At 67.5% G+C, this 25,109-nt stretch carries 30 protein-coding genes and 1 other RNA gene; 16 read left to right on the top strand and 15 right to left on the bottom strand.

The features are described from left to right. Positions 1-66 precede the first annotated feature (66 nt). Entirely contained in the window at positions 67-471 is a 405-nt protein-coding gene (locus AAFN89_RS13820; protein WP_347539654.1) for an SRPBCC family protein, read from the bottom strand. Then, positions 471-593, bottom strand: coding sequence for a hypothetical protein (locus AAFN89_RS13815; RefSeq protein ID WP_347539653.1), 123 nt, complete (start codon positions 591-593; stop codon positions 471-473). The genes AAFN89_RS13820 and AAFN89_RS13815 overlap by 1 nt, the downstream gene beginning before the upstream one ends. Before the next feature lie 84 nt (positions 594-677). Here AAFN89_RS13815 and AAFN89_RS13810 point away from each other — a divergent pair, with 84 nt between their 5' ends. After that, positions 678-1,559 (top strand): AraC family transcriptional regulator, encoded by an 882-nt coding sequence (locus tag AAFN89_RS13810; protein WP_347539652.1) that lies wholly within the window; start codon positions 678-680, stop codon positions 1,557-1,559. Positions 1,560-1,591: 32 nt separating this feature from the next. Here the strand turns inward: AAFN89_RS13810 and acs are convergent, their stop codons facing one another. After that, a complete protein-coding gene (acs, locus tag AAFN89_RS13805; protein WP_347539651.1) occupies positions 1,592-3,532 on the bottom strand; it encodes an acetate--CoA ligase in 1,941 nt (646 codons plus the stop codon). A gap of 235 nt (positions 3,533-3,767) precedes the next feature. On the opposite strand from acs, the gene AAFN89_RS13800 reads away from it, so the two are divergent. The 3 genes from AAFN89_RS13800 (at position 3,768) to AAFN89_RS13790 (ending at position 6,465) form a co-directional block, all read left to right on the top strand. Then, the gene (locus AAFN89_RS13800) at positions 3,768-4,004 is read left to right on the top strand and encodes a hypothetical protein (RefSeq protein ID WP_347539650.1); all 237 of its coding nucleotides are present in this window, start codon (positions 3,768-3,770) and stop codon (positions 4,002-4,004) included. A 125-nt stretch (positions 4,005-4,129) separates the two neighbouring features. After that, positions 4,130-5,803 (top strand): HAMP domain-containing methyl-accepting chemotaxis protein, encoded by a 1,674-nt coding sequence (locus tag AAFN89_RS13795; RefSeq protein ID WP_347539649.1) that lies wholly within the window; start codon positions 4,130-4,132, stop codon positions 5,801-5,803. A gap of 101 nt (positions 5,804-5,904) precedes the next feature. Next, positions 5,905-6,465, top strand: coding sequence for a T6SS effector amidase Tae4 family protein (locus tag AAFN89_RS13790; RefSeq protein WP_347539648.1), 561 nt, complete (start codon positions 5,905-5,907; stop codon positions 6,463-6,465). Positions 6,466-6,810: 345 nt separating this feature from the next. Here AAFN89_RS13790 and AAFN89_RS13785 read toward each other — a convergent pair whose 3' ends face one another. From AAFN89_RS13785 to AAFN89_RS13745, 9 genes are all read right to left on the bottom strand, one after another. Beyond that, positions 6,811-7,140, bottom strand: coding sequence for a type II toxin-antitoxin system HicB family antitoxin (locus AAFN89_RS13785; protein ID WP_347539647.1), 330 nt, complete (start codon positions 7,138-7,140; stop codon positions 6,811-6,813). A gap of 72 nt (positions 7,141-7,212) precedes the next feature. Beyond that, positions 7,213-8,994, bottom strand: coding sequence for an SLC13 family permease (locus AAFN89_RS13780; protein ID WP_347539646.1), 1,782 nt, complete (start codon positions 8,992-8,994; stop codon positions 7,213-7,215). Positions 8,995-9,087: 93 nt separating this feature from the next. Further along, positions 9,088-9,504: an EVE domain-containing protein gene (locus AAFN89_RS13775; protein WP_347539645.1), complete on the bottom strand. Its 417-nt coding sequence runs from the start codon at positions 9,502-9,504 to the stop codon at positions 9,088-9,090. 11 nt (positions 9,505-9,515) lie between these two features. Continuing rightward, positions 9,516-9,803: a YciI family protein gene (locus AAFN89_RS13770; protein ID WP_347539644.1), complete on the bottom strand. Its 288-nt coding sequence runs from the start codon at positions 9,801-9,803 to the stop codon at positions 9,516-9,518. A gap of 49 nt (positions 9,804-9,852) precedes the next feature. Further along, entirely contained in the window at positions 9,853-10,881 is a 1,029-nt protein-coding gene (locus AAFN89_RS13765) for an NAD(P)H-dependent glycerol-3-phosphate dehydrogenase (protein ID WP_347539643.1), read from the bottom strand. A 25-nt stretch (positions 10,882-10,906) separates the two neighbouring features. Next, positions 10,907-11,965: a tRNA (adenosine(37)-N6)-threonylcarbamoyltransferase complex transferase subunit TsaD gene (gene tsaD / locus AAFN89_RS13760; RefSeq protein ID WP_347539642.1), complete on the bottom strand. Its 1,059-nt coding sequence runs from the start codon at positions 11,963-11,965 to the stop codon at positions 10,907-10,909. Between the two features lie 92 nt (positions 11,966-12,057). Beyond that, on the bottom strand, positions 12,058-12,819 hold the full coding sequence (locus AAFN89_RS13755; protein ID WP_347539641.1) for a hypothetical protein: 762 nt from the start codon (positions 12,817-12,819) through the stop codon (positions 12,058-12,060). Continuing rightward, the gene (locus tag AAFN89_RS13750; protein WP_347539640.1) at positions 12,816-13,823 is read right to left on the bottom strand and encodes a hypothetical protein; all 1,008 of its coding nucleotides are present in this window, start codon (positions 13,821-13,823) and stop codon (positions 12,816-12,818) included. The genes AAFN89_RS13755 and AAFN89_RS13750 overlap by 4 nt, the downstream gene beginning before the upstream one ends. 82 nt (positions 13,824-13,905) lie before the next feature. Then, positions 13,906-14,238: a hypothetical protein gene (locus AAFN89_RS13745; protein WP_347539639.1), complete on the bottom strand. Its 333-nt coding sequence runs from the start codon at positions 14,236-14,238 to the stop codon at positions 13,906-13,908. A 268-nt stretch (positions 14,239-14,506) separates the two neighbouring features. Between AAFN89_RS13745 and hemC the strand changes: the two genes are divergently transcribed. The 9 genes from hemC to AAFN89_RS13700 all read left to right on the top strand — a co-directional run bounded on the left by hemC (position 14,507) and on the right by AAFN89_RS13700 (position 21,256). Continuing rightward, on the top strand, positions 14,507-15,439 hold the full coding sequence (gene hemC, locus AAFN89_RS13740; RefSeq protein ID WP_347539638.1) for a hydroxymethylbilane synthase: 933 nt from the start codon (positions 14,507-14,509) through the stop codon (positions 15,437-15,439). Next, positions 15,436-16,158: a uroporphyrinogen-III synthase gene (locus AAFN89_RS13735; protein WP_347539637.1), complete on the top strand. Its 723-nt coding sequence runs from the start codon at positions 15,436-15,438 to the stop codon at positions 16,156-16,158. Before hemC ends, AAFN89_RS13735 begins: the two co-directional genes overlap by 4 nt. A gap of 21 nt (positions 16,159-16,179) precedes the next feature. Continuing rightward, the gene (locus AAFN89_RS13730) at positions 16,180-17,706 is read left to right on the top strand and encodes a mitofilin family membrane protein (protein ID WP_347539636.1); all 1,527 of its coding nucleotides are present in this window, start codon (positions 16,180-16,182) and stop codon (positions 17,704-17,706) included. Next, on the top strand, positions 17,706-19,097 hold the full coding sequence (locus tag AAFN89_RS13725; protein WP_347539635.1) for a heme biosynthesis HemY N-terminal domain-containing protein: 1,392 nt from the start codon (positions 17,706-17,708) through the stop codon (positions 19,095-19,097). Before AAFN89_RS13730 ends, AAFN89_RS13725 begins: the two co-directional genes overlap by 1 nt. Before the next feature lie 53 nt (positions 19,098-19,150). After that, positions 19,151-19,348, top strand: coding sequence for a hypothetical protein (locus AAFN89_RS13720; protein WP_347539634.1), 198 nt, complete (start codon positions 19,151-19,153; stop codon positions 19,346-19,348). Positions 19,349-19,350: 2 nt separating this feature from the next. Next, positions 19,351-19,665: a cell division protein ZapA gene (gene zapA, locus AAFN89_RS13715; RefSeq protein ID WP_347539633.1), complete on the top strand. Its 315-nt coding sequence runs from the start codon at positions 19,351-19,353 to the stop codon at positions 19,663-19,665. Positions 19,666-19,673: 8 nt separating this feature from the next. Then, positions 19,674-19,833: non-coding RNA, 6S RNA (gene ssrS / locus AAFN89_RS13710), on the top strand. A gap of 12 nt (positions 19,834-19,845) precedes the next feature. Then, positions 19,846-20,433, top strand: coding sequence for a 5-formyltetrahydrofolate cyclo-ligase (locus tag AAFN89_RS13705; protein ID WP_347539632.1), 588 nt, complete (start codon positions 19,846-19,848; stop codon positions 20,431-20,433). A gap of 4 nt (positions 20,434-20,437) precedes the next feature. Next, the gene (locus AAFN89_RS13700; RefSeq protein WP_347539631.1) at positions 20,438-21,256 is read left to right on the top strand and encodes a TIGR00282 family metallophosphoesterase; all 819 of its coding nucleotides are present in this window, start codon (positions 20,438-20,440) and stop codon (positions 21,254-21,256) included. A gap of 240 nt (positions 21,257-21,496) precedes the next feature. On the opposite strand, the gene AAFN89_RS13695 is transcribed toward AAFN89_RS13700, so the two are convergent. From AAFN89_RS13695 to AAFN89_RS13685, 3 genes are all read right to left on the bottom strand, one after another. Next, positions 21,497-21,931, bottom strand: coding sequence for a hypothetical protein (locus AAFN89_RS13695; protein WP_347539630.1), 435 nt, complete (start codon positions 21,929-21,931; stop codon positions 21,497-21,499). 76 nt (positions 21,932-22,007) lie between these two features. Beyond that, positions 22,008-22,412: a hypothetical protein gene (locus tag AAFN89_RS13690; RefSeq protein WP_347539629.1), complete on the bottom strand. Its 405-nt coding sequence runs from the start codon at positions 22,410-22,412 to the stop codon at positions 22,008-22,010. Then, a complete protein-coding gene (locus tag AAFN89_RS13685; protein WP_347539628.1) occupies positions 22,409-22,900 on the bottom strand; it encodes a hypothetical protein in 492 nt (163 codons plus the stop codon). The genes AAFN89_RS13690 and AAFN89_RS13685 overlap by 4 nt, the downstream gene beginning before the upstream one ends. Positions 22,901-23,095: 195 nt before the next feature. On the opposite strand from AAFN89_RS13685, the gene AAFN89_RS13680 reads away from it, so the two are divergent. From AAFN89_RS13680 to ruvA, 3 genes are all read left to right on the top strand, one after another. Further along, positions 23,096-23,845: a YebC/PmpR family DNA-binding transcriptional regulator gene (locus tag AAFN89_RS13680; protein ID WP_347539627.1), complete on the top strand. Its 750-nt coding sequence runs from the start codon at positions 23,096-23,098 to the stop codon at positions 23,843-23,845. Positions 23,846-23,873: 28 nt separating this feature from the next. Continuing rightward, the gene (gene ruvC, locus AAFN89_RS13675; protein WP_347539626.1) at positions 23,874-24,377 is read left to right on the top strand and encodes a crossover junction endodeoxyribonuclease RuvC; all 504 of its coding nucleotides are present in this window, start codon (positions 23,874-23,876) and stop codon (positions 24,375-24,377) included. Between the two features lie 118 nt (positions 24,378-24,495). After that, on the top strand, positions 24,496-25,104 hold the full coding sequence (gene ruvA / locus AAFN89_RS13670; RefSeq protein WP_347539625.1) for a Holliday junction branch migration protein RuvA: 609 nt from the start codon (positions 24,496-24,498) through the stop codon (positions 25,102-25,104). The last annotated feature ends 5 nt before the right edge of the window (positions 25,105-25,109 follow it).

Here is a 25,109-nt window from a genome sequence, read left to right as displayed (position 1 = left end):
TTTCCTTTCCCGGCAGCCATACCACGGAGACAGAGTACAGCGGGTCGTCAGCTACGGACGGGTTCGCTAATCGTTCAACCGTCCGCTCTCCAGATTCTCGGCGAGCGCACGCGATCCTTGCTCGACCAATGGCAGCACGACCGCGCGGCGCTCATCGGGCAGGAAATCGCTGACCCACACGAAGCGGCACCGCCCTTCGTCGACGGGTACGATCTGCATGGAGCCGGAGTGATGGTCGAACAGGTCGCCCATAACGCTGTAGGAAAGACGTCGCCGCTCCTCGTCGACGTCAACGATCCGCTCTCGCACGACCATTCCGTTGGCGAACGTGACTACGCGGACGTCTCCGTCCATAGCTCCGTCTGCGAGCACCGGAGAGAACAGGCGATGCGCCTCGCCTGTACGCCGCAGCGCGTTCCAGGCCACCTCGGCGCTGACCGCCACGGGCTCCTCCCACCAGATCGACGCCATCAGTAGCCGATCTGGTCGGCAACCGACCAGCATTTCGCTATGGCCAGCGACTTGAGCGTTACGTCGTAGAATCTCGACGCTTTGGCGAGATCAGCGACCTTGAGACCTATATGATAAAACATTCCGCCTCCAGGAATCTTCAGCTTCGCTCGAGCTATATCGTCCACGTGTCGCGGACTCTTGGGGAAAATTGCTACTGAGGAAAAATGACCATCTCGGCGAAGATTCTGGCGAGCGGACCCGGCTGGCGGGCCACGGAGGTGACCTGCCGGGCGGGTCCAGCCGACCCTAGCTTTGAAGAGCGGCACGACAGGGTATGCATGGCTGTCGTGCTTGAGGGCACATTCGGGTATCGCTCCTCTCGCGGCGTCGCGACGATGACGCCCGGCTCCGTATTGCTCGGCAATCCGGGAGACTGCTTCGCGTGTGGGCACGAGCACGGCGTCGGCGACCGTTGCCTGTCATTCCACTTCGACCCCGCATTCTTCGAAGACGTGGTGGCGTCGATTCCCGGAGGCACCAGGCTGGTGCTAGACAGGCCCGCCCTGCCGCCTTCCGCCCTGCGTACGCACCTTGTAATCGCCGCCGATGCGGCTGTCCTGAGCACCGGAGAGCTCGAGGAAGTAGCGCTGGAACTCGCCGCCGGCGTTGTCGGAGTGGAGGCGGTGGGCCGCACGCGCCGCGACGCCCGGTCCAAGCGCATTGAAGAGCTTGTCCGCTGGATGGACGAGGAGGTCGAGCGGCCACTGCCGTTGCACGCGCTGGCGCAGATCGCCGGCTTGAGTCCCTATCACCTCCTACGGGAGTTCAAGCGCGAGATCGGGATCACGCCTCACCAATACCTGCTTGCCGGGCGGCTTCGCCGCGCCGCTGCGCTCCTCCGCCAAACCCCGGACCCGGTGCTCGAGATCGCTTTGAATGCGGGCTTCAACGACCTTTCGGAGTTCAACCGACGGTTCCGCCGAACGCTCGGCTGCACGCCTGGCCAGTTTCGGCGCAGGTCCCAGGAGAGTCGCGGTTCCGCACGGCTTGTGGCCGCGGAAGCGTTAGCCGCTGCGCGTCCGTCGGCGAGAAGGGCGGCTAGCTAGCCCCCCCTCGTCGCTGTCGGACGGCGCGCACCTCAGGCGCGGTTCATCCTGTTGTCGACCAGGTCATTGACCACCGCGGGATCGGCCAGCGTGGTCGTGTCGCCCAGATTCCCGTGCTCGTTGGCGGCGATCTTGCGCAGGATCCGGCGCATGATCTTGCCCGACCGGGTCTTGGGCAGGGACGGCGCCCACTGGATCAAATCGGGGCTGGCGATCGGGCCGATCTCCTTGCGCACCCACTGCACCAGCTCCTTGCGCAGATCCTCCGTCGGCTCCTCGCCGGCGTTCAGCGTCACATAGGCGTAGATGCCCTGGCCCTTGATGTCGTGCGGATAGCCGACGACCGCCGCCTCGGCGACCTTCTGGTGGGCGACCAGCGCGGATTCCACCTCCGCCGTGCCCATGCGGTGACCCGACACGTTGATCACGTCGTCGACCCGGCCGGTGATCCAGTAATAGCCGTCCTCGTCCCGCCGGGCCCCGTCGCCGGTGAAGTACATACCCTTGAAGCTTGAGAAATAGGTCTGGATGAACCGTTCATGGTCGCCATAGACGGTGCGCATCTGGCCGGGCCAGCTGTCGGCGATGCAGAGATTGCCTTCCGCCGCGCCCTCCAGCGGCTTGCCCTCATTGTCCACCATCACCGGCCTGACGCCGAAAAAGGGGCGGGTCGCAGATCCGGGCTTCGTCGCCGTCGCGCCGGGCAGCGGGGTGATCATGATGCCCCCCGTCTCGGTCTGCCACCAGGTGTCCACGATCGGGCAGCGGCCGTCTCCCACGACATTGTGGTACCACAGCCACGCCTCGGGATTGATCGGCTCGCCGACCGATCCCAGCAGGCGCAGGCTCTCCCGGCCGGCCTTCTTCACCGGCCCGTCGCCTTCCCGCATCAGCGCGCGGATCGCCGTGGGCGCGGTATAGAAGATGTTGACCTTGTGCTTGTCGACGACCTGCCAGAAGCGGGACGTATCGGGATAGTTCGGCACGCCCTCGAACATCAGGCTGATGGCGCCGTTGGCCATCGGGCCATAGACGATGTAGCTGTGGCCGGTCACCCAGCCGACATCGGCCGTGCACCAGTAGACGTCCCCGTCATGATAGTCGAAGACATACTGATGGGTCATGGCGGTGAAGACCATGTACCCGCCGGTCGTGTGCAGCACGCCCTTCGGCTTGCCCGTCGAGCCGGAGGTGTAGAGGATGAACATCGGGTCTTCCGCGTCCATCTCCTCGCACGGGCAGTCGGCGGAAACCCTGGCGCATTCCTCATGGTACCAGAGGTCGCGGCCCTCGCTCCACTCGACCTCGCCGCCCGTCCGCTTCACCACCACGACCGTCGTCACCGACGGGCAGTGCTTGAGCGCCTGGTCGGCGTTCTTCTTCAGCGGCACCTTCCGGCCGCCCCGCAGCCCCTCGTCGGCGGTGATCAGGCAGTTGGAATCGCAGTCGATGATGCGGTCCTTCAGGCTGTCGGGGGAAAACCCGCCGAACACCACCGAATGGATCGCGCCGATTCGCGCGCAGGCCAGCATGGCGTAGGCCGCCTCCGGGATCATCGGCATGTAGATCGTGACCCGGTCGCCCTTCCTGATCCCGCGCGCTTTCAGCACGTTGGCCAGCCGGCTGACCTCCTCATGCACCTCCCGATAGGTGATGTTCTTGCTGTCCTTGGGATCGTCGCCTTCCCAGATCAGCGCGGTCTGGTCCCCGCGCGTCTCTAGGTGGCGGTCGACGCAGTTGAAGCAGGCGTTCAGCGTCCCGTCATGGAACCATTTGATCGACACGTCGCCGGTGAAGTCGACATCCTTGACCTTGCTGTAGGGCTTGACCCAGTCCAGCCGCTTTCCCTGCTCGCCCCAGAACCCTTCGGGGTCCTTGATCGACGCCTCGTACATGGAACGGTATTTGGCGTCGTCTATCCAGGCGCGTTCGGCCCAGGCGGCTGGCACGGGAAACTGCGTTGCGGTGGTCATCTTCTGGACGTCTCCCAGGGGTTGATTGTTTCGCGCAGGGGCGCTGAAATCCGCCCTCATATGCCATGCGCGCGATCTTTGAAGCGGCGATTATCCACACGAAGGCCGGGCGAAACAACCATCGGCCCGGCGGGTGCGTTCATCGGTCCTTAACCTTGCCCCGGCGATCATCGGAATGGAAGCCGCCCGACCCTTCGGGATGCGGGCGCGCAACGGTCTTGAGCGGAGAGGCGACATGGCGACGGAAACCCTGACCCGCGAAACGGCGGAAGACACCGCCATGCTGGCCGGCCGACTCTGCGAGATGAGCCACCGCACCAGCATGATGGCGCTCGACGCGCTGCTGAGCGCCGTCTCCGTCGATGGCGGACGGTCCGCGCCGGGCCGGGCGGAAACGGCCCTGGTCTCCAAGGCGCTGGCCGACCGGATGGTGCGCAGCCTGAACGAGGTGCAGTCGGCGGTGGCCGAATAGGGCAAGCGGCTGTTTTCCCGAACAAAATCCACGTCATTAAAGCTCTATTAAATTCCCCGGCGTCTTCTTCCTCCAAAGCCCTTCAAAAGGGCATTGGGATTTGGCTTACGCTACGGGGATTATGAATGACCTCCTCTGAATCTGTTCCGGCCGGCAAGGCCGGCCGGCGCGCCTTCTGGACTCTCGGCCGCCGTTTCGCGGCGCTGTTCGCCGGGGCGATGATCCTCGGCTTCGTCGCGATGGTCGGCGTCTCGATTTACCAGCAGCGCGGACAGCTCATCGACATCTCGCTTTCCGACGCCGCGGTGAAGACGGAGATGCTGGCCGTCGCCACCCGAATCGGCTTCTCCAGCCAGGACGGGCCCAGCATCGAGGCGGAGTTCGCGAAGCTCGCCGAGGCCGAGGACACCCAGCTCGCCACGGTCGTCGCGTTCGACGATGCCGGCCAGACCTTCTATTCCTTCTCCAACGAGGCGCTGCCGACGGCGGAGCTGGCGATCGCCCCGGAAGAAATCCTGGCCGCGATGGCGGGGAACGCCACCGATGCCGTCGTCCGCGACGGCCACATGATCGTGCTGACGCCGGTCCACAATCTTCGGGGGACGGAGGTCGAAGGGGCGCTGGGGGTGGCCTGGAGCCTCGATCGCCAGAATGATTCGATCGCCGCGATGGCCGGCAGCCAGACGCTGGTCGCCGGCATCGTGCTGGTCGTCCTGCTGACAATCCTGGTGTGGCTGATGGGGCGCGTCGTCTCCCGTCCGGTGCGCGCCATGGCCGGCGCCATGGGACGGCTGGCGCGGGGAGAGACCGACCTGTCGGTGCCCGGCGTGAACCGACGGGACGAGATCGGGTCGATGGCCGCGGCGGTGGAGGTCTTCCGCGAGCACGCGCTGGCCGTCGACGGCCTGGAGGCCGAGCGGCGCTCGGAAGCTGAACGCGCGGAAGCCGGCAAGCGGCAGGCTCTGGTGGCGCTGGCCGACCGGTTCGAACGGAGCGTCAGCGCGCTGGTCACCGATATCCAGGGCGCGGCCGCGCATTTGTCGAAGGCGGCCGGCGGCCTCTCCGGCATGACGGATGAAGCCAGCGCGCAGTCCGCCACGGCGGCGGCGGGCGCCCGGCAGGCCGAAGCGAATGTCCAGACGGTGGCCTCCGCGGCCAGTGAGCTGACCCAGTCGATCCAGGAGATCGCGTCCCAGGTCGCGAACTCCACCGACATCGCCAACCGCGCGGCGCACGATGCGGACCAGACCAACACCACCGTCCGCGGCCTCGCCACGGCGGCCGAGAAGATCGGCGAGGTGGTGAAGCTGATCAACGACATCGCCGACCAGACCAACCTGCTGGCGCTGAACGCGACGATCGAAGCCGCCCGTGCCGGGGAAGCCGGAAAGGGCTTCGCCGTCGTGGCGTCGGAGGTCAAGAACCTCGCCAACCAGACCGCCAGGGCGACGGAGGAGATCGCCACCCAGATCAGCGCCATGCAGGGCGTGACGGATGAGGCGGTGACAGCGATCGGCGCCATCGGCGGCACGATCGTCCAGATCAGGGAGACCATCGCCACGATCGCCGCGGCGGTGGAGCAGCAGAACGCCGCGACGGGAGAAATCGCGCGCGCCGTCAACCAGGCGGCGACCGGCACCGGCGACGTCAGCCGCGCCATCGGCGGCGCGACCTCCGCCGCCCAGGCGGCCGGCCGCTCGGCGGAGGAGGTGGCTGGCGCGACCTCCGGCCTCGACGACCGGTCGGCGACCCTGGCGCGGGAGGTCGCGGCCTTCCTGACCTCCGTCCGCGCGGGCTGATCTTTCCGGCAGGCGCTGTCTCAAAGATGGTATGCTGCCCTTGGACCGGCGGCCGTGCGACGGTCGCCGGTCCTTTGCTTTCCGGACGGGGAGGGCGACCGATGGCCGATTTCACGACGATGCTGTCCAACCGGTGCATGGTGCGGCCGGTCTGGCAACAGATGTTCCGCGCCTATAACGATTATCACGACGACAAGGCACCTTGCAAAGTCCCGGCGATCAGCAACCAGTGTGCGGTGCGGATGAGCGTCGCGCTCGAACGCTGCGGCTTCAGCCTCTCGGCGTTCGGACATAACGGCAATCACGGCAATCATCGCCGCGTCCACCGGAACCGCCGGGCCTGCCAATTGCCGGTCCCCCATCTGGTCGGCGCGCATGAACTGGCGGTCTATCTGGAGGATATCTGGGGGGCACCGACCCGCTACAGGGGTCGCACGCTCGACGACGCGCCCTCGGCGCTCGGGGGCTTGCGCGGGATCATCTACTTCAACAACTGCTTCACCCGCGAAGACCAGGAAACCCGTCGCGGCGACCATATCGATCTCTGGGACGGGCGGGAGTTCTGGAACATAAAGCTCGGCATCAGCGCCGGCGGCGGCGTCGCCTCCAACGCCCCCCTCTTCAATCTCGCCGACCAGGTCTGGTTCTTCCCGCTGCTTTGAGCCGGGCTGCTGATTATCCAATGAACGTCATTCCGGACTTGATTCAGGAATCCATAGGTCCTTGCCGGTCCACCGGCGGCGAAGGGCCGAGCGCGGTCCCGGCAGCCACCGACACCATATGGATGCTGGATCAAGTCCAGCATGACCTTGTTTTTGTTGGTCATTCCTGACTTGATCAGGAATCCATAGGCCACCACCGCTTCACCGGCGGCGAAGGACCGGGTGCGGTCCCTGCTTCCATCGACACGGCATGGATGCTGGATTAGTTCAGCATGACGACGATGGCGCTACCGCGCCCTGCTCATCCAGGGATTGACTATCTTGACCTTCTCGAAGCGTTCGAAATCACGGACGTTCCGTGTCGCCAAGGCCAGATCGTGGGCTTCCGCGGTCGCGGCGATCAGCGCGTCGGCAAGGGGCGCGGTGGGGCCAACCGTCAGCCGCGACGCCATCGCGGAAATCGGCGCTTGTCATGATGATTTCCAGATTGGAGGGGGCGGGGATTGTCTCGCCATCCTCGGCCATGCCCTCGATGTGGAAGGCCAGCGCCTCCTCAGCCATGGCGCGGGCCTCGTCCAGCGTGCTTCCCGCCGTCACGCAGCCGGGAAAATCCGGAAAGGACACGCCGAAATCGCTGTCGGCGTCCTTGTGAATGATGGCGATATAGTGGGTCATGGCGTCACCCGCGTAAAAGTACGCAATGCCTGACGATCGGGTCAACGGGTTGGGCGGCATCGCCGCACCTGCTCAGAACGGGAAGAAGACCGGGATCAGGAAGGTGGCGGCGATCCAGAAGATCAGGTTCAGCGGCACGCCGATCCTGACGAAATCCATGTAGCGGTAGCCGCCGGCCGCGTAGACCAGCGTGTTCGTCTGGTAGCCGATGGGCGTCGCGAAATCGGCCGAGGCGCCGAACATCACCGCGACGATAAAGGGCCGCGCGTCCACGCCCAGGCTGTCGGCGATGCCGATGGCGATCGGCGTCATCAGCACCGCCACCGCCCCGTTCGACAAGAGGCTCGTGAGCACCGATGTCGTCAGGTAGAACAGCGACAGGATGACCTGCGGGGAGGCGTCGCCGCCGATGTCGGCGATGGCCCCGGTGATCAGCGCCACGGCGCCGGTCTTGTCCATCGCCGTGCCCAGCGTCAGCATGCCCAGGATGATCATCAGCACGCGCCAGTCGATCGACCGGCCGGCCTCGTCGCGGTCGATGCAGCGGGTCGACAGCACGATCATCGTGGCGATCAGCGCCGCCCCGGCGATCGGTATAATTTCCAGGGAGGCCAGGACCACCACCCCCAGCACGGCGGCGATGGCGATCGGGGCTTTGCGCAGCCGGAAGGGTTTCTCCTGCGGTTCAGTCAGGTTGATCAGGTCGCCGGCCTCAATCAGCCGGGAGATGCCCTCCGGCGGCCCCTCCAGCAGTAGCGAATCGCCCACCTCCAGCCGCACCCGGTCGAACGGGTCGCGCAGATTCTCGCCCTGCCGATAGATGGCGAGCTTGTAGACGCCGTAGCGCCGGCGGATGTTGAGGTCCCGCATGCGGTGCCCCAGATAGCGCGACCGGGGGCCAACCACCCCCTCGACCAGCACCGTGCTGCGGGTCGTCACCTCCCGCAGTTCCTCCTCCGGATCGAGGACGACCCCCGCGCGCTCCCTGAGCGCCAGCAGGCCGGCCACCGCCGCCTCCACTATCAGCCGGTCGCCGTCCTGGAGTTGCAGGGTCGACAGGCTCCAGCGCAGCGAATCATCGACGCGGATGACGTCGATTACGCGGGCGTCCCGCAGGTTGGTCAGCCGGGCGTCGGCCAGCGTCTTCCCCGACAGCTGGCTGCCGGCCGTGACCACCAGTTCCGTCAGATAGCGGCGCGACGCCTGCCCCGACAGGGCCGACGACACGGTCGGCCGGTCGGGCAGCAGCCGGTCGCCCAGCAGCAGGACATAGAGGATGCCGATGCCGGCCATCACGATCCCCAACCCGCTGATGGCGAAGATGCCGAACGGCTCCTGCCCGAACTGTCGCGCCACGCCGTCGACCAGGATGTTGGTCGAGGTGCCGATCAGCGTGCAGGTGCCGCCGAAGATCGCGGCGTAGGAGAGGGGGATCAGCAGCTTGGAGGGGGAGACGCTGAGCTTCTGCGCCAGCTTCAGCGCAACCGGCGTCAGGATCACCACGATCGGCGTGTTGTTGATAAAGGCCGAGGAGACGACCGCCAGCACGACCAGCAGCGCCAGCCCCATGGCCGGCCGGCTGCCCACCGCCCGCACCGCCGCCGCGCCCAGCGCGTCGATGCATCCCGTCCGCTCCAGCGCGGCGGCCAGCACGAACATGCAGCCGATGGTGAAGGGCGCGCTGTTGGACAGCGACGCCAGCACCTCCGGCACGGCAAGCACGCCGGTCGCCAGCAGGATCACCGGCGTGCCCAGCGCCACCATCTCCTGCGGCAGCCGCTCCGACGCAAAGGCGATGAAGACGACGATAAGAAGCCCGAAGACGATCAGGAGATCGATATCGACGCCGCCCACAACCTTCCCCCCGCGCCCCCGCTCGCCGACATGGCGGCCGAAGGGTCAGTATGACCGTGGCGGCCGGTTATTTCGCAAGCGCAAACTGAACGGTCAGGAGGGGTCGGTTTCGCCCAGCCGGCAGATATAGCGCCATTGCTCGTCCGTCACCGGCTGCACCGACAGGCGCGACTGGCGGACCAGCGCGATCTCCTCCAATGCGGGGTCGGCCTTCACCTGCTCCAGCGTCACCGGCTTCCCGAACGGCCGCACCGCCTCGAAATCGACCATGCCGAACCGGCCCTTGGGATCTGAGGGGTCGGGATAGTATTCCTTCACCACCGTCACGATCCCGACGATCTCCTTGCCCTCGTTGGAGTGATAGAAGAAGGCCTTGTCGCCGATCTTCATCGCCTTGAGGTTGTTCGACGCCTGATAGTTGCGTACCCCGTCCCAATGGGTGCGCTTGTTCTTCACCTGTTGCTGCCAGGACCATTTGAACGGTTCGGACTTCACCAGCCAGTAAGCCATCTCGCGCGACCTCACGACGCCTTGGGATAGACCTGCTTCCAGGGCGTGACCGTCACGCTCCGGAACAGCCCGGCCCTGGCGTAGGGATCGTCCTCGCAGAATCGCTCCGCCGCCGCACGGTCGTTGAAATCCATGATCAGCAGGCTGCCGATCATGGCGCTGCCGTCCTCGTTCTGCAGCGGGCCGGCGGCCAGGATCTTCCCCGCATGAACCGCCAGATGGTCCAGATGGGCGGCGCGGTTGGCGGCGCGGATTTCGCCCTGGTCGGGCTTGTCGACGCAATGGATCACGAAATGCACGGGACGATGTCTCCAGCGGGTGTGAGATGAAGCGAAAAGGGAAGGGACGTTACCCCAGCCCGGCCGGACCTGTCAGCCCGCCGCCTTCCTCGGCCTTGAACGGCCGGTCCAGGAGCGCGCCGATAGCCTCCTCTATGGTCATCCCCCGGTTGAGGATACCATCGACGGCGGCGCAGACCGGCATGTCGATGCCGTGGCGGTCGGCCAGCGCCGTCACCGCGGCGGCGGTATGGACGCCCTCCGTCACCGACCGGCGCGCGCCCAATATGTCGGCGAGATCCTCCCCCCGGCCCAGCGCGTCGCCCAGCGAGGTGTTGCGGGAGGCGAGGCTGCCGGCGGTCAGCATCAGATCGCCCAGCCCCGACAGCCCCATCAGCGTTTTCGGCCGCGCGCCCAGCACAGCGCCCAGCCGCATCAGTTCGGCCAGGCCGCGCGTGATCAGCGCGGCGCGGGCGTTCTCCCCCAGCCCGCGCCCCATCACCACCCCCGACGCGATCGCCAGCACGTTCTTGACCGCGCCGCCGATCTGCACGCCGGTCAGATCGTCCACCCAATAGGGCCGGAAGGTCCGGTGGCCCAGCCCGTCGACCAGCGCCCGGCCCAGCGTCGGGTTGGCGCAAGCCAGCGTGACGGCGGTCGGCAGGCCGCGCGCCATCTCCGCCGCGAAGCTTGGGCCGGACAGCACCGCCAGCGGCGCGTCGGGCTGCGCCTCGGCCACAAGTTCGGTCATCAGCCGCCCCGTAGCGGCCTCGAAGCCCTTGGCCGCGATGACCAGCGGCCGGTCGGTTCGGGGCAGAGCGCTGGCGAGAGCCTTTGTGTGCTGCGCCGGCGCGGCCAGGATCAGCGCGTCGGCGTCGGCCGTCTCCGCAAGGTCGGTTGTCGCCTTCAGCGTCGGATCGAGCGCGATTCCCGGAAGATAGGCCGGGTTCGCCTGACGCTGGTTGATCGCGGCGGCGACATCGGCGCTCCGCGCCCACAGCACGGTCCGACGGCCGGCACGGATTGCTCCCTGCGCCAGGGCCGTTCCCCAGGCGCCGGCGCCCAGGACGGCGATGCGTTGGATCGATCGGTCGGTCAATTGGCGGCACTCACTTCGGGAAACCTCACGCCTTGACGCCCGCGCCGATCGCCGGCGCCGCGTCGGGATCCAGCGGCCAGCGCGGCCGGGGCGCGAAGTCCAGCGGGTCTGTAAGGCCCAGCTTCAGCCTCTCCAGCCCCGCCCAGGCGATCATCGCCGCATTGTCGGTGCAGAGCGGCAGGGGCGGCGCGACGAAGGGCAGGCTTGCCGTTTCGGCCAGCGCTGTCAGCCGGGATCTCAAGACCTTATTGGCCGCCACCCCGCCGGCGACCACCAGCGCGCCGCCCGCCGGGTGCCGTTCGCGGAACATCGCGACGCCGCGGCCTGTGCGGTCGGCCAGGCTGTCGGCCGCGGCCTGCTGGAAGCTGGCGGCGATGTCCGATACGTCGCGGTCCGTCAGCGGCCCCGGCGGCAGCGCGTGGACCGCCTGCCGCACGGCTGTCTTCAGGCCGGAGAAGGAGAAGTCGCAGCCCGGACGGCCCATCATCGGGCGGGGCAGCGGGAAGCGGGCCGGATCGCCGTCCAGCGCCGCCTGTTCGACCAGCGGCCCGCCGGGATAGCCCAGCCCCAGCAGCTTCGCCGTCTTGTCGAACGCCTCCCCGACCGCATCGTCGATCGTGGTGCCCAGCCGGCGATAGTCGCCGATTCCGGACACTTCCAGAAGCTGGGTATGGCCGCCGGAAACCAGCAGCAGCAGATAGGGGAAAGGCAGGTTGTCGGTCAGCCGCGCCGTCAGCGCATGGCCTTCCAGATGGTTGACGGCCAGGAAGGGCAGGGACCGCGCGGCGGCGATGGCCTTGGCCGTCATCACACCGACCATCACCCCGCCGATCAGGCCGGGGCCGGCGGTGGCGGCGACGCCATCCAACCTGTCGAGGCCCAGCCCGGCTTCGCTCAGCGCCTGCCGGATCAGCCCGTTCAGATGCTTCAGGTGCGCCCGCGCCGCGATCTCCGGCACCACCCCGCCATAGGGCCGGTGGTCCTCAAGCTGCGACAGGACGACATTCGCCAGAATGCGCCGGTCGTCGGCGACGATGGCGGCGGCTGTCTCGTCGCAGGATGTCTCGATGCCCAGAACGATCATGGCGCAGGGTCATAGCAGCCCCCTGCGCCATGCTCAATTGGCGAACCGCTGCCCTTGTGGCAGGGGCGAGGTCCGGCGATGGCTGTGTTGGCTTATGCGTCCGTCAACTTATAGGCGGATCTGAGCAGGGCAATCGCCTCATCGCGAGTGAACGGTACCTTGATTGCTTTGGGGTCGAGAGTTTCGTCAGCCGCAGCCAGGTCAAGAAAGCGGCGCATGTCCTCCTGAATTTGCTCGGGCAAACTGATTGCAGCGTCGCCGGGCAGGAGCTGTGTCAGGCGGAGCACGTCATTGCGGTGTTTCCTGATATTCTTGCCGTCGATCCTTTCTCCCGCTTCTGACCTGGCGCTCAGATCGAGAAAGGCCCGTGCCTTGAAGGGAATGAGGAGCGTTTCGTCGATGATGGTTACACCTTCGATCTTCCGTTTCGCGGACTGCAGCGCTTCGTAGTACCCATCGTCGAGCAATATGGCCGAAAGGCTGACAATGTCTTCCTCGACCGGGATCGGCGTGAGTTCGGCATTTCCCGGAAGGTCGAGCGTGCCGGGCTTTCGGGAAAACAGCTCGATCATATAGGGGAAGCTTTGGTCCGACGGCTTGTGGAAGCGGTAGAACTCCTTCTCGCCGGTGTTCCGTTCGCGTGCCCGGTAGCCGCCCGCATCCAGAAACGTCCTGAAAGCCGCGCCGAAGGCGGCATCGACCACCTCAACGCAGAGCACCATGTCGATATCCTTGGTGGCTCTGAAATCAAGGCCGGCTTCATCGAACAAGAGATCGCAGGCCGCGCCGCCGATGATGGCGTAGGAATCCTCATGGTCGGCGAAGTATTCTTGAAATTTGTCGATGCCGGTCACCAAGGCAGGCTCTCCAATAGCTGGTCCGCAGCCATGGCGACACGCTCGTCGCGATGGCTGCGGAATTGTGCGTATAAGGAAAGGGCGTCGACCGTCTGGCCGTCGGACAGCCCGGCTGGATCGTAGGACCACGTCTCGATAATGCAGTCGGCTTCGTCACGGTCGACTTCGATGAGGCCAACAGTTTGCGAGATCGCTTTCCAGCCGCTGGCGGCGACGGCGAAGGTGTCGATGCGGGGACGGGCCAGTTCCGTGAGATGAGACAGTGCGGTTTCCCCGGCCAGCTTCAGGAAGGCTCCAAAGTCGTTTCCGCGCACGAATTTGAGGGAGCGAACCGGACTGCGCAGAAGCGGTGTCGCGTCTTCCAGGAGTCGTCGTCGCTCCGCCTTGAAGCGGATATGTCGTTCTTTTCCATGTCGCGCGGTTTCAGCGAGGCCGGTGGAGACCAGATCATCGAACGCCCGGCCGATCGACATTGCCGAATAATGAAGGCGTTCGGCCAGGAGGGATGGCGTTGACCCGCTCCTGCCGGGATGCAGGATATGGTGGAAAAGAACGGCTTGGGCGGCAGGGGACAGGCCATCCGCCTGTCGGCGCCGAGGCGCGCGGAAATGCTCGCGCAGATCGATCGCGAGATCGGGCATATAGAGCTGGTTGCCGGGAATGATGAAGGGAACGTGCTGGCCGATGAGGCGCGACCGGTTATGCGCGCTGATGGTCATGGTGGCGAAAACCGCCAGCGCATTGGTGGCGTTGCGGACGATGTCGATGTGCTTGGCAATGTCGGCCGGAGTGCCTGCGCCCTCGATCCTGGCGACGATAATGCAGCGCCGACCTAGAATGTACGCTTCGTAGAGCGCGTAGGTGTGTCCGATAAAGGACGGCAAGCTGCGCGCGGCCTCGAATGGACGGACATCGATGCGTTCATGAAGCAGTTCCCCCAGATAGCGTTCCAGCGCATCGGAGAACTGGACATCCTGGCTACTGCCGTCTCTTTCTAACATGGCATCGCACACTAACGCTGATAACGTTAGTGTGCAATGCTGCCGTTAGTGATGGTCGAGGGCGACTGCCCGCACTTCCGCCTCAAACGTCCAGCAGGTCGGCGCACTCCTCGACGATGTCGTCGTTCTCGACGCCGTCTTCCTCCAGCGTCCCCACGAAGCGCGCGGCGATCTGCTCGCGGGCGTCACGCTCCTGCCAGCCGCTGATGTCGGTGGTGATGTTCTCCGCCGTCCGGTAGGCGGTCGCCCTGCCGGCGCATGCGGCGGCCAGCACCTGCAGCTTCGCCTCATGGACCGATGTTTCCATGGAACTGGTGGTCACGATCCAGCCGAAGCTGAAGGCGATGACCGGCGCCGCGATCAGGCCGATGACGATTCCGGTGATATAGGGTTTGATCTGTTCGAATTTGCTCATGTGAATACAAGCCTCCGTTCCAGTTGAACTCTTCGCCGGCGGAATCCCGATTCATTTTCGAAAAGTTATTTCGCCGACGATTCGTCGGTAAACGCGACGGTTGATCTTGTTGTTGTTTGCCCGGCGCTGAGGAACGATTACGTAGTGCTGTGACATAGAGGAGTCAACCACAGTGATAATATTAAGCTATACTTTCCATATATTCCCATGAACGTACGAGGCGATACGGATTGACGATCGCGGCGGACGCGGCCTACATGCTGCCCCCATGACCACCATCCTGCGTATCGGCACGAGGGGCAGCCCTCTGGCGCTGGCCCAGGCCCGCGAGACCGCGCGCCGCCTCGGCGCGGCCTTCCCCGAACTCGCCGCCGAGGGCGCGGTGGAGATCGTGGTCATCAAGACCACGGGCGACCGCGTCCAGGACCGGGCGCTGGCGGAGATCGGCGGCAAGGGCCTGTTCACCAAGGAGATCGAGGAGGCGCTGATCGACAGGTCGATCGATCTGGCCGTCCACTCGATGAAGGATGTCGCCACCTGGCTGCCGCCGGGGCTGGAGATAGCCTGCCTGTTGCCGCGCGAGGATCCGCGCGACGCCTTCTTCGCCCGCGACAGCATGGCCGGGCTGGACGATCTGCCGCCGGGCGCAATCGTCGGCACCGCCTCGCTGCGCCGTCAGGCGCAGGTGCTGGCGCGCCGGCCGGACGTGTCCGTCGTCACCTTCCGCGGCAATGTCGAGAGCCGGTTGCGCAAGCTGGCGGAGGGGCAGGTCGACGCCACGCTCCTGGCCGTCGCCGGTCTGCGGCGGCTGGACAAGGCCGACAGGATCACCGCCATCCTGCCGGAGGATCAGATGCTGCCCGCCGTCGCCCAGGGCGCCATCGGCATCGAATGCCGGTCCGACGACGATCGGGTGCTGGAATGCCTCGCGCCGCTGCATTGCGCCCGGACGGCGGAGCGGGTGGCGGCGGAGCGCGCGCTGCTCAAGGTGCTCGACGGCTCCTGCCGCACGCCGATCGCGGCGCTGGCGACGCTGGGGGAGGGCGGCCGGATCAGTCTCGACGGGCTGGTCGCCAAACCCGACGGCAGCGAAATCCACCGTCTTCGCCGGGAAGGGGCGGCCGCCGACGCCGCTGCTTTGGGGGCCGAGGCGGGAGCGGAGCTGAAGGCCCGGATCGGGCCGGACTTCCTGATCGCGTGACGGCCTGGCTGGTCACCCGTCCGGAGACGGATGCGCTTCCGGTCGCGAAGGCCCTGGAGGCGCGGGGGGCGACCGCCATCGTCGCGCCGCTGATGACGATCGTCGATCATGCGCCGCCCGGCTTCGACGGCGGGGACGCCACCGGCTTCCTGCTGACCAGCGCCAACGGCGCCCGGGCGCTCGCCCGCACCGCCGCCCGGCGCGACCTGCCGGTCTTCGCCGTGGGCGACGGGACGGCGGCGGCGGCGAGGGAGGGCGGTTTCCTTCATGTCGCCAGCGCCGGCGGCGCGGTGGAGGATCTGGCGTCGCTGGTCGCCTCCAGCCTGTCGCCCTCCTTTGGGCCGCTCCTCCATGTCGCGGGAACTCATCTGGCCGGCGATCTTGCGGCGCTTCTCGATGAACAAGGCTTCACCGTGCGCCGCGAGCGGTTCTATGAAGCCCGCGCCGTCGAAGCCCTGCCCGCCGCCGCCGTCGAGGCCTTGCGCGACCGCGCCGTAGAGGGCGTCCTGCTTTTTTCTCCACGAACGGCGGAGGTGTTTGTTACGCTGGTCGGAAGGGCCGGTCTCGGCGGCGCTCTCCAGCCGCTTTCCGCGCTCTGTCTCAGCGCCGCCGTGGCGCGACGGCTGGACGATCGGGCCTGGGGCCGGATCGCGATAGCGCCGCGCCCCGATATCGCCGGGATGCTCTCACTGGTCGATGCGCCGGCCATTCGTCCGTGACTGGAACAACAGCGACGGCCCATGGTTTCTGACAGCGATAAACCCAACGCGCCGCCAGGCGGTTCTGGGCCGGAGGATCCCGGACACGAAGCCGGGACCGGCTCGCCCGCCGAACGGGTCATCGCCGCCTTCGGCGGTATCCGGCCCATGGCGTCGAAGCTGGGCATTCCCGTCACCACGGTTCAGGGATGGAAGAAGCGGCAGGCTATACCGGTTTCCCGCCATGACGATATCCGCGCCGCCGCGATCGCCCACGTGGTCGTCCTGGACCGCGCGGACCTTGCCGCCTCGGCGGGGCCGGACGAATCCCCGACGAAAGAAGAAGACAAAGCAGGCCACGTGACAGACATCCCAACCGACCGGCCGGACGCGCCGGAACCGGAGAAAGCCCCTGAACCTCCCGAAACCGCCGACATCCGTCAGGAAGCAGCGGTCTCCGAGGCGAAGCAGGCCCGCGACGCCCGCTCCCTCGCCGGGATCGCGCTGGGGCTGGCAATCCTCGGCCTTCTCGCCATCCTGACCCAGCCGCTCTGGGGCCCCAGGCTCGCCGCCGTCATGGGGGCAGGGGAGAACGGTGCGGAGAATGGCGCAGAGGACAGCGCGGGTGCCGACCGTCTCGCGGCGATGGAGGGCAGGCTGGCGTCGCTGGACGAAAGCCTGCAATCGCTGGCCTCGCTGAACGACCGGCTGGCGGCGCTGGAGGCAGCCCCCGCCGGCACGGACGCCGAGGCGCTGGCCCCGCTCCAGTCCGCGATCTCCGCTCTGGGCGACCGTATCGAGGGGCTGGAATCCTCCCGGACGGCGCTCGACAGCCTGACCGGGCGCGTCGATCGCCTGGAGCAGACGATCGATCAGTCTTCGACGGAGCTGGAGCGCGTCTCCGCCGCCCTTGCGCGATCGGAGGCGACCGACAGCCGCACCCAGGCGATCGTGCTGGCGGTCGGCCAGATCGGCCAGGCTTTGGCCCAGGGCGGTTCCTTCGATTCCGGCCTCACGGCCCTCCGCTCCGTCGCCGCCGGCGACCCGGAGTTCCAGCAGGCGCTGGAGACGCTCGACGCCCACGGCGCGCAGGGGGTGGCCGGACGGGAGGAGCTTGAGCGGCGGTTCCCCGCCATGGCCGATGCGGTGCGGCAGGCCGAATCCCTTCCGGCCGACGCTTCCTGGGTCGACCAGATGCGCGCCTCGGTCGAGGGGCTGGTGACGATCCGACCCGCGCCCGGAGAGGTCGAGGGCGACGATCCCGACGCCATCCTGGCGCGGGCCGAAGGCCGGCTCCGGGACGGCGACCTCGCCGGCGCGGTGGAGGCGCTGGGCGCACTCCAGGGCGACGCCGCGGCGGCCGCCGAAGAATGGCTCGCCGCCGCCCGGGCCCGGCTGGAGGCCGAGCGCGCGGTCGAGGCGCTGAACGGCCTCGCGGTGCGCCGTCTGGCCGGATCGGCCGATGCGCCGCCGCCAGACGAGCCGGCGGCCGAGCCCGCGAGTCAGCCGGCCGAAGCGCGGCAGCCGCCCGCCGAATCATCGTCATCCACCGAATCCGGGACGCAGTGATGCGGGCCGTCTGGTGGATCATCAAGATCGCGATTCTGGTCGCGGTGGCGATCTGGCTGGCGAACCGGCCGGGCGCGGTCGCGGTCGAATGGCAGGGCTATGTCGTCGAGACGTCGGTCGGCGTGCTGATCGTCGCGGTCGCGGCGCTGATGCTGGTCGCCGCCTTCCTCTACCGCCTGTGGCGCGGGGCGGCGCGGACGCCCGGACGGTGGCGGAATTACCGCCAGCGGTCGAAGCGTGAGCGCGGCTATAAGGCGCTGACCTACGGCATGGTCGCGGTGGCGGCCGGCGATCCCCAGGCGGCGCGGCGCCAGGCCCGCAAGGCCGACGCGCTGCTGAACGAACCGCCGCTGACCATGCTTCTGTCCGCCCAGGCCGCCCAGCTCAACGGCGACGACAACGCCGCCCGGTCCTATTTCGAAGCGATGCTGAAACGGCCGGAGACGGAGTTCCTCGGCCTGCGCGGGCTGCTCAACCAGTCGCTGCGGCAGGACGATCCCACCCGCGCCCTGTCGCTCGCCCGCCGCGCCAAGGATCTGAGGCCGGAGACGCCCTGGGTCCAGCGCGCGGTGCTGGAGCTTGAGATCAGGCAGCGCCAGTGGGCGGAAGCCCAGGCCAGCCTGTCCTCCGCTCGCAAGTCGGGCGTGATCGATGAGCAGACGGCGCGCCGCTGGACCACCGCCATTCTCATGGAGCGCAGCCGGATCGACGAGGCCGGGGGCGATTCCCACGCTGCCCAGCGTCACGCCCACCGGGCGCTGAAGCTGTCGCCGGACTTCGTGCCCGCCGCTGTGCGGGAGGCGCGCCTCCTTGCCCGGACAGGCAAGGACCGGCAGGCGCAGAAGGTGATCGATGCCGCCTGGACGCGCGCCCCGCATCCCGATCTCATGGCCGCCTGGCTGGACCTCGCCCCGGCCGACGAAGCGCCGCTGGACCGGGTGAAGCGGGTCGAACGGCTGCACCGGCTGCAGCCGGATAACGCGGAAAGCCTGACTGCGCTCGCGGAGGCCGAACTGGCGGCGAAGCTGTGGGGCGCCGCGCGCGGCCATCTGCTGAAGGTGGAGCGGAAGGCGCCGACGCGCCGCGTTTATCATCTGCTCGCGGATCTTGAGCAGGCGGAGCACGGCGACACGGCTGCCGCCCGCGCCTGGCTCGCCAAGGCCAGCGATTCCCCGCCCGATCCGACCTGGGTCTGCGGCCAGTGCGGCACGACCGCGATCGCCTGGACGGCGCTTTGCGGGGCCTGCGGGGCCTTCGACACGCTCGCCTGGCGCTCGCCGACCGAAGGCCTCCACCTGCCGGCGGCGGGGGGCTCCGGCGCGCCATTGCTCACCGCGCCTGTCGCGCCGGGCGGTCGTCCTCTTGTTGACGGCGAAGGCAGCGCCGCATAGCATTGTTAAAGTTCCATACTTCCTGGATTCCTCAATCTCGGCGGCTTCATTGAATGTCACAGATCGCGGCCGAGCTTAAACGGCTCGAACAGGCCCTCGACAGTCTCGAACGGGGGATCGCGGCGCGTGAGGCCGAACGGCCCGCTGTTTCCGGGGCGGGGGGCAACGCAACCGTACCGGACGCGGATGCCGTGGCCGACCGGGTGGAACGCGCCATCCACCGGCTCGAATCCCTGCTGGAGACACCCTGACGATGGCCCGCGTCGACGTCATGATCAATGGCCGCACCTACCCGGTCGCCTGCGGCGACGGGCAGGAGGACCGGGTGCGGGAGATGGCGCGCTATGTCGAGGGGCGGGTGGCGGAGATCAAGACCGTCGCCGGATCGGCCAGCGACACCCACCTCTTGGTGATGGCCGCGCTCCTGCTGGCCGACGAACTCGCCGATTCGCGCGCGGCGGAAGCCCGCGCCGGCGGTGGCGGCGACAGGGACGGTGAGGTCGCGGCCGCGATCGGCCGTCTCGCCGGCCGGATGGAGGCTATTGCGGCGCGGTTGGAACGCGCCTAGATAAGCCGGTGAGGCTGCGGGGTGCGTCAGGTTCCTTTGTCCCTGGGGCCGATGCGAATCCTCTAGGGAGCTGTCCCTGCCGGGGCTGTGGTCCCGGCACACGGCGCCCACCTGCTAAAGCAGGGCCCATGAGGAGACGAAATGACCAACGGCCGCTGCGGCCTCACCGATTCCGGCGCCGTGACTTCCCTCTCTGAACCCAAACGTGAAGCGCGCGAACGCGCCCGCCAGCTCCGCGCCGCCGCCCATGCGGCGGGGCAGGGCAGGGCGGCGATGGAGGTGCGGGACCGTTTCCTCCGCCACGTTCCGGTGGAGTCCGGAACCGTGATTGCGGGCTACGTGCCGATCCGCGACGAACTCGACCCCAACCCGCTGCTCGACGCGCTGGCCTCGGCCGGCGCGACCTGCTGCCTGCCCGTCACCCTCGGCCGGGGGCAGCCGCTGCGCTTCCGCCTGTGGCGTCCGGGCGAAGCCCTCGTTCCCGGCCTCTTTGGCGTCCCTGCGCCGGCGGAGGAGGCGGCGGAGGTCGCGCCGACGCTCGTCCTCGTGCCCATGCTGGGCTTCGACCGGAAGGGCCACCGGCTCGGCTACGGGGCGGGCTTCTACGACCGCACGCTCGACCGGCTCCGCCGTCACGGCCGGGTGCTGGCCATAGGGCTGGCCTATGCCGGCCAGGAACTTCCCCTCATCCCCGCCGACCCTCACGACCAGCCGCTCGACTGGATCGTGACGGAGCGGGAGGCCTTCAAACCTTCAGCGATTTCCTGATCCCATGCGTCTGGCCTTCATCGGCGATGTCGTCGGCCGCTCCGGCCGCGCCGTCCTGCTTCATCACCTGCCCCGCCTGCGGGAATCCCTGGCGCTCGATTTCGTCGTGCTGAACGGCGAGAACGCGGCCGGCGGCTTCGGCATCACGCCGAAGATCGCGCAGGAGTTCCACGACGCCGGGGCGGACTGCATCACCACCGGCAACCATGTCTGGGACCAGAAGGATATCATCGGCTATATGGAGCGCGACCAGCGCATCCTGCGCCCCGCCAACTTCCCGGACGGCACCCCCGGCCGGGGGGCGACGATCCTGCAATCCCAGGATGGCGGCCGTCAGGTCATGATCGTCAATCTGATGGCCCGCCTGTTCATGGACCCGCTGGACGACCCGTTCGCCGCCATCGACCGGATTCTGGCCGATGTCGCGATGCCGCGCGACGTGGACGCCATCGTGCTGGATTTCCATGGCGAGGCGTCCAGCGAGAAGATGGCGATGGGCCATTATCTCGACGGCCGCGCGACCCTCGTGGTCGGCACCCACACCCATGTCCCGACGGCCGATCTCCAGATCCTGCCGGGCGGGACCGCCTACCAGACCGATGCCGGCATGTGCGGCGATTTCGACAGCGTCATCGGCATGAAGAAGGAAGCGGCCATCCACCGCTTCATCCGCAAGATGCCCGGTGAACGCCTCAGCCCGGCGGAAGACGCCGCGACCCTCTGCGGCCTGATCGTCGACACCGACGACCGCACCGGCCTCGCCCGCCGCGTCGCACCGTTGCGCATCGGCGGCCGTTTGGCTCCAGCTATTCCAGACTTTTAAGTTCGGCTTGTAATTTTTTGTTTTTAATAGTCATTCCGGACTTGATCCGGAATCCATAGGCCCCCGCCGCTTCGCCGCCGGCGAAGAACGAACGCCGTTCCGACTGCCGTCGACACCGTATGGATGCTGGATCAAGTCCAGCATGACATTGTTATTATTACTTATTGTTTTTAAAAGTCATTCCAGACTTGATCTGGAATCCATAGGCCCTCAAAGCAGGCAGCGGCGGCGAAGGACGACTCAATCCCCGCCGGCCAGAACCGCGTCGACCTCGCGGTCGTCGATGCGGTTGATCGGGACGATCTCGCTCTCGCGGAGAAGCTCGTTCAGCAGCGGCACCTTGTCGTCGTCGATGTTGCTGGTGATCTCCAGCGCCACCGTCTCGCGGACGATCTTCAGCCGCTTGGCGCCATGCACCGGGATGGGGATCTTCCGGGTGCCGCAATACATCAGAACCGCCGACAGCAGATCCTCGTTGCCGATCTTGAATTCGGATTTCCGGCCGGTCCGGTCCTCCACGACGTTGAACGACATCGTGTGCCCGCCGCCGGATTTTAGGTCGGATCCGATGATGCGCCCGTAGGGTATCTTCATCCCCGTCCGGTGTGCGTAGTCGGTGACGGCATAGGCCAGATCCTCGCGCCGGAGGATGATATGCCTGATCTCGATGGGCATTCCGTGCTTCCTTGTGCGCTGCCGGGGTTGCGCCCCGCCGGCTGCGTCTCCCGTCATGGGCGTGTTATCTCACGCCCTATCGATAGTGGGAAAGACCTATCAGGGCGGCGGCGCCGATTCCGACGATCAGCACGAACAGGAGCCCGATCCGGAGGATGCTGACGCCCTTCTTGGCGGTCCTGGCTTCCTCTTCCTTTCGGGCGCGGTCCTTGGTCCGCCATTCCTCCACCTCGCGCCTGACCTGGCCGCCGCGTTCCAGCGCGCCGGCATTGTGGTCGTCGACGGGCGATCCGCGGAAGACGATCCGGGTGGAGGTGGCGTTGCGGTTGGTGTCGTAGATCTCCTCCACCACCCGGACGGCGAGGGACGGGCGGGTCGAACGGAGGCGGCGGGCCTCCATCAGCGCCAGTTCCTTGTCGTCGAACATGGCCTGGATGACCCACTGCCCGCCGCTGTAGGTCTGGATCTCGTAGGCGATCACGGTGCGGACTCCGCAGACTCCCGGGACTCCTGGCGCTCCGCCGTCGCGCCGGCGGCCACCGCGCGCCCGTTGGCGACGATCAGGACATGGTCCAGCCGGACGCCGTCCTCCGACAGCGGCAGCAGGATGTAGCGGTAGAGGAACAGGCCCTGCCGCGCGACCATCTCGCCGCCCAGGCTGAGCGGAACCCTGCGGTCCAGCACCCAGTCCAGATTGGCCGCGGCCGCGCCCAGCAGGGTGTTGGCCGCGATCTCCCGCACTTCCAGGCCGGTCACCGGGTCGCCCTCCGGCATCAGTTCCGCGCCCACATAGGAGAACCGGCTGGAAGCCTGGTCGGCCCCCACCGCGACGACGGCGCAGCACCGCCAGTCCTCGCCGATCGCCTGCGGGTCGATGTCCGACAGGGCGGGCAGGGCGCGGTCGCCCTTGATGTCCGTCCAGCGGGCCAGCATCCGCATGACCAGGCGCCGTTCGTCGTATTTGACCATGTCTTCTTCCGGAGTCTCCAAACGCGTTCCGGTTCCGAAATAGAGGATTTCGGTTAACATTCGATAAAACCCGGCGCGAAAGCCGGACTTCCCGCCGATGCCCAAAAGCGGCATAGTGCGCGCCATTCGCCGCCCCGCCTCCGGGCGCGGCGCGCAACGTCAAGTCAGCAAATCGGGGAACGCCAGGGCGCACTCATGGCCGGTCATTCACAGTTCAAGAACATCATGCACCGCAAGGGCGCGCAGGACGCCAAGCGCGCCAAGGTCTTCACGAAGGTTCAGCGGGAAATCCTCGTCGCGGCCAGGGAGGGCCTGCCCGACCCGGCGATGAACCCGCGCCTGCGCGCGGCCATCCAGGCGGCGCGCGCCGTCAACATGCCCAAGGACAATGTCGAGCGCACGATCAAGAAGGCGACCGGCGGCGGCGACGGCGACGATTATTCGGAGATCCGCTACGAAGGCTACGGCCCGTCCGGCGTCGCCGTGATCGTCGAGGCGCTGACCGACAACCGCAACCGCACCGCGGCGGAGATCCGCTCCACCTTCTCCAAGCATGGCGGCTCGCTGGGCGAGACCAACTCCGTCAGCTTCATGTTCAACCGGGTGGGGGAGATCGTCTACCCGGCCTCCGTCGCCGGCCCCGACGCGGTGTTCGAAGCCGCGCTGGAAGCGGGCGCGGAGAATGTCGAAAGCACCGACGAAAGCCATGCCGTCACCTGCGCGGTCGACGATTTCTCCGCCGTCCGGGACGCGCTGGAAGCCCGTTTCGGCGATCCCGAATCGGCCGGCCTCGTCTGGCGGGCCTTGAACGGCGTCGCGGTTGACGAGGAGGCGGCCGCCACGCTGCTGAAGCTGCTCGACGCGCTGGACGACAATGACGACGTGCAGCGCGTGTCGGCGAACTTCGAGATCGCGGACGATGTGATGGCGCGGCTGACGGCGTGACGCCGCAGCGGCGGGGGGAGCCGGCATCGTGAGAATCATCGGGCTCGACCCAGGGCTTCGGCACACCGGCTGGGGCATCGTCGATGTCGCCGGCAACCGGATCGTCCATGTCGCGGACGGCGCGGTCCATTCCGACGACAAGGCGCCGCTCGCCGAACGGCTGGTGCAGCTCCATGACGGGCTGACGGCGGTCTTGAGCGAGCACCGGCCGGTCGAGGCGGCGGTGGAGGAGACGTTCGTCAACAAGAACCCCACCTCCACGCTCAAGCTAGGCCTCGCGCGCGGCGTGGTGCTTCTGGTCCCGGCGCTGGCCGGCCTGCCGGTCGCCGAATATGGCGCCAACCATGTCAAGAAATCAGTCGTCGGCGCGGGCCATGCGGCCAAGGAGCAGGTCCAGATGATGGTCCGCATGCTGCTGCCCGGCACCTCTTTCTCCTCCGCCGACGCCGCCGACGCCCTGGCCGTCGCCCTCTGCCACGCCCACCACCGCCAGACCCAGGCCGGCATGGCCCGCCTGGCTGCCGCCCGATGATGCCCGCTTTCCGGAATGCCCAACGGACTCCCTCTCCCCTCGTGGGAGAGGGTTGGGGTGAGGGGGCTGTTGGTAATTGGCTGGCTGGTGGCAAGGTCTTCCAGAAAGCCCCCACCCCATGATCGCCCGCCTGAAAGGTCTTGTGGATTCCGTCGCCGCGGAAGGCTGCGTGGTCGATGTCGGCGGGGTGGGTTATCTCGTCTTCTGCTCCCGCCGCACCGCCGGGCAACTGACGCCGGGAGAGGCGGTTGCGCTGCATGTCGAGACCCAGGTGCGCGAGGACCACATCCACCTCTTCGGCTTTGCGGAGAAGGCGGAGCGCGACTGGTTCCGCCTGCTGACGACCGTGCAGGGCGTCGGCGGCCGGGTCGCGCTGGCGATCCTCTCCGTGCTGGACCCCGACGCCCTGGCGACCGCCATCGCGGCGCAGGACAAGGCGGCGGTGACGCGGGCCGACGGGGTGGGGCCGAAGCTGGCGGCCCGCATCGTGTCGGAGCTGAAGGACAAGGCGGGGACCATCGGCATCGGCGCGCCCGTCGTCACAGCGGAGAAGGGCGGGGCCCCCGCCGGCGGCGGCGCGTCGGCCGACGCGGTGTCGGCGCTGGTCAATCTCGGCTATGGACGGTCCGAAGCCTTCGCCGCCGTCGCCGCCGCCTCCCGCTCGCTCGGCGGTGAGGCGACGGTCGGCGCGCTCATTCCCGCCGCGCTCAAGGAGCTGGCGCCGTGACAGAC

It is taken from the genome of Inquilinus sp. CAU 1745 (assembly GCF_039839375.1).
In the GTDB taxonomy this organism is placed as follows: Bacteria; Pseudomonadota; Alphaproteobacteria; order DSM-16000; family Inquilinaceae; genus JBDOQU01.
The sequence above is the reverse complement of the archived record's forward strand: the minus strand, read 5'-3'. Positions and strand labels throughout refer to the sequence as shown.

What these genes read in the sequence shown, in the direction of transcription:
- AAFN89_RS13820 (WP_347539654.1), bottom strand. Translation starts at nt 471, where the DNA reads ATGGCGTCGATCTGGTGGGAGGAGCCCGTGGCGGTCAGCGCCGAGGTG.
- AAFN89_RS13685 (WP_347539628.1), bottom strand. Translation starts at nt 22,900, where the DNA reads ATGGTCAAATACGACGAACGGCGCCTGGTCATGCGGATGCTGGCCCGC.
- ruvA (WP_347539625.1), top strand. Translation starts at nt 24,496, where the DNA reads ATGATCGCCCGCCTGAAAGGTCTTGTGGATTCCGTCGCCGCGGAAGGC.
- AAFN89_RS13730 (WP_347539636.1), top strand. Translation starts at nt 16,180, where the DNA reads ATGGTTTCTGACAGCGATAAACCCAACGCGCCGCCAGGCGGTTCTGGG.
- AAFN89_RS13795 (WP_347539649.1), top strand. Translation starts at nt 4,130, where the DNA reads ATGACCTCCTCTGAATCTGTTCCGGCCGGCAAGGCCGGCCGGCGCGCC.
- AAFN89_RS13680 (WP_347539627.1), top strand. Translation starts at nt 23,096, where the DNA reads ATGGCCGGTCATTCACAGTTCAAGAACATCATGCACCGCAAGGGCGCG.
- AAFN89_RS13800 (WP_347539650.1), top strand. Translation starts at nt 3,768, where the DNA reads ATGGCGACGGAAACCCTGACCCGCGAAACGGCGGAAGACACCGCCATG.
- acs (WP_347539651.1), bottom strand. Translation starts at nt 3,532, where the DNA reads ATGACCACCGCAACGCAGTTTCCCGTGCCAGCCGCCTGGGCCGAACGC.
- hemC (WP_347539638.1), top strand. Translation starts at nt 14,507, where the DNA reads ATGACCACCATCCTGCGTATCGGCACGAGGGGCAGCCCTCTGGCGCTG.
- AAFN89_RS13745 (WP_347539639.1), bottom strand. Translation starts at nt 14,238, where the DNA reads ATGAGCAAATTCGAACAGATCAAACCCTATATCACCGGAATCGTCATC.
- AAFN89_RS13720 (WP_347539634.1), top strand. Translation starts at nt 19,151, where the DNA reads ATGTCACAGATCGCGGCCGAGCTTAAACGGCTCGAACAGGCCCTCGAC.
- AAFN89_RS13785 (WP_347539647.1), bottom strand. Translation starts at nt 7,140, where the DNA reads ATGACCCACTATATCGCCATCATTCACAAGGACGCCGACAGCGATTTC.
- AAFN89_RS13695 (WP_347539630.1), bottom strand. Translation starts at nt 21,931, where the DNA reads ATGCCCATCGAGATCAGGCATATCATCCTCCGGCGCGAGGATCTGGCC.
- AAFN89_RS13775 (WP_347539645.1), bottom strand. Translation starts at nt 9,504, where the DNA reads ATGGCTTACTGGCTGGTGAAGTCCGAACCGTTCAAATGGTCCTGGCAG.
- AAFN89_RS13810 (WP_347539652.1), top strand. Translation starts at nt 678, where the DNA reads ATGACCATCTCGGCGAAGATTCTGGCGAGCGGACCCGGCTGGCGGGCC.
- AAFN89_RS13750 (WP_347539640.1), bottom strand. Translation starts at nt 13,823, where the DNA reads ATGTTAGAAAGAGACGGCAGTAGCCAGGATGTCCAGTTCTCCGATGCG.
- AAFN89_RS13815 (WP_347539653.1), bottom strand. Translation starts at nt 593, where the DNA reads ATGTTTTATCATATAGGTCTCAAGGTCGCTGATCTCGCCAAAGCGTCG.
- tsaD (WP_347539642.1), bottom strand. Translation starts at nt 11,965, where the DNA reads ATGATCGTTCTGGGCATCGAGACATCCTGCGACGAGACAGCCGCCGCC.
- AAFN89_RS13790 (WP_347539648.1), top strand. Translation starts at nt 5,905, where the DNA reads ATGGCCGATTTCACGACGATGCTGTCCAACCGGTGCATGGTGCGGCCG.
- zapA (WP_347539633.1), top strand. Translation starts at nt 19,351, where the DNA reads ATGGCCCGCGTCGACGTCATGATCAATGGCCGCACCTACCCGGTCGCC.
- AAFN89_RS13725 (WP_347539635.1), top strand. Translation starts at nt 17,706, where the DNA reads ATGCGGGCCGTCTGGTGGATCATCAAGATCGCGATTCTGGTCGCGGTG.
- AAFN89_RS13700 (WP_347539631.1), top strand. Translation starts at nt 20,438, where the DNA reads ATGCGTCTGGCCTTCATCGGCGATGTCGTCGGCCGCTCCGGCCGCGCC.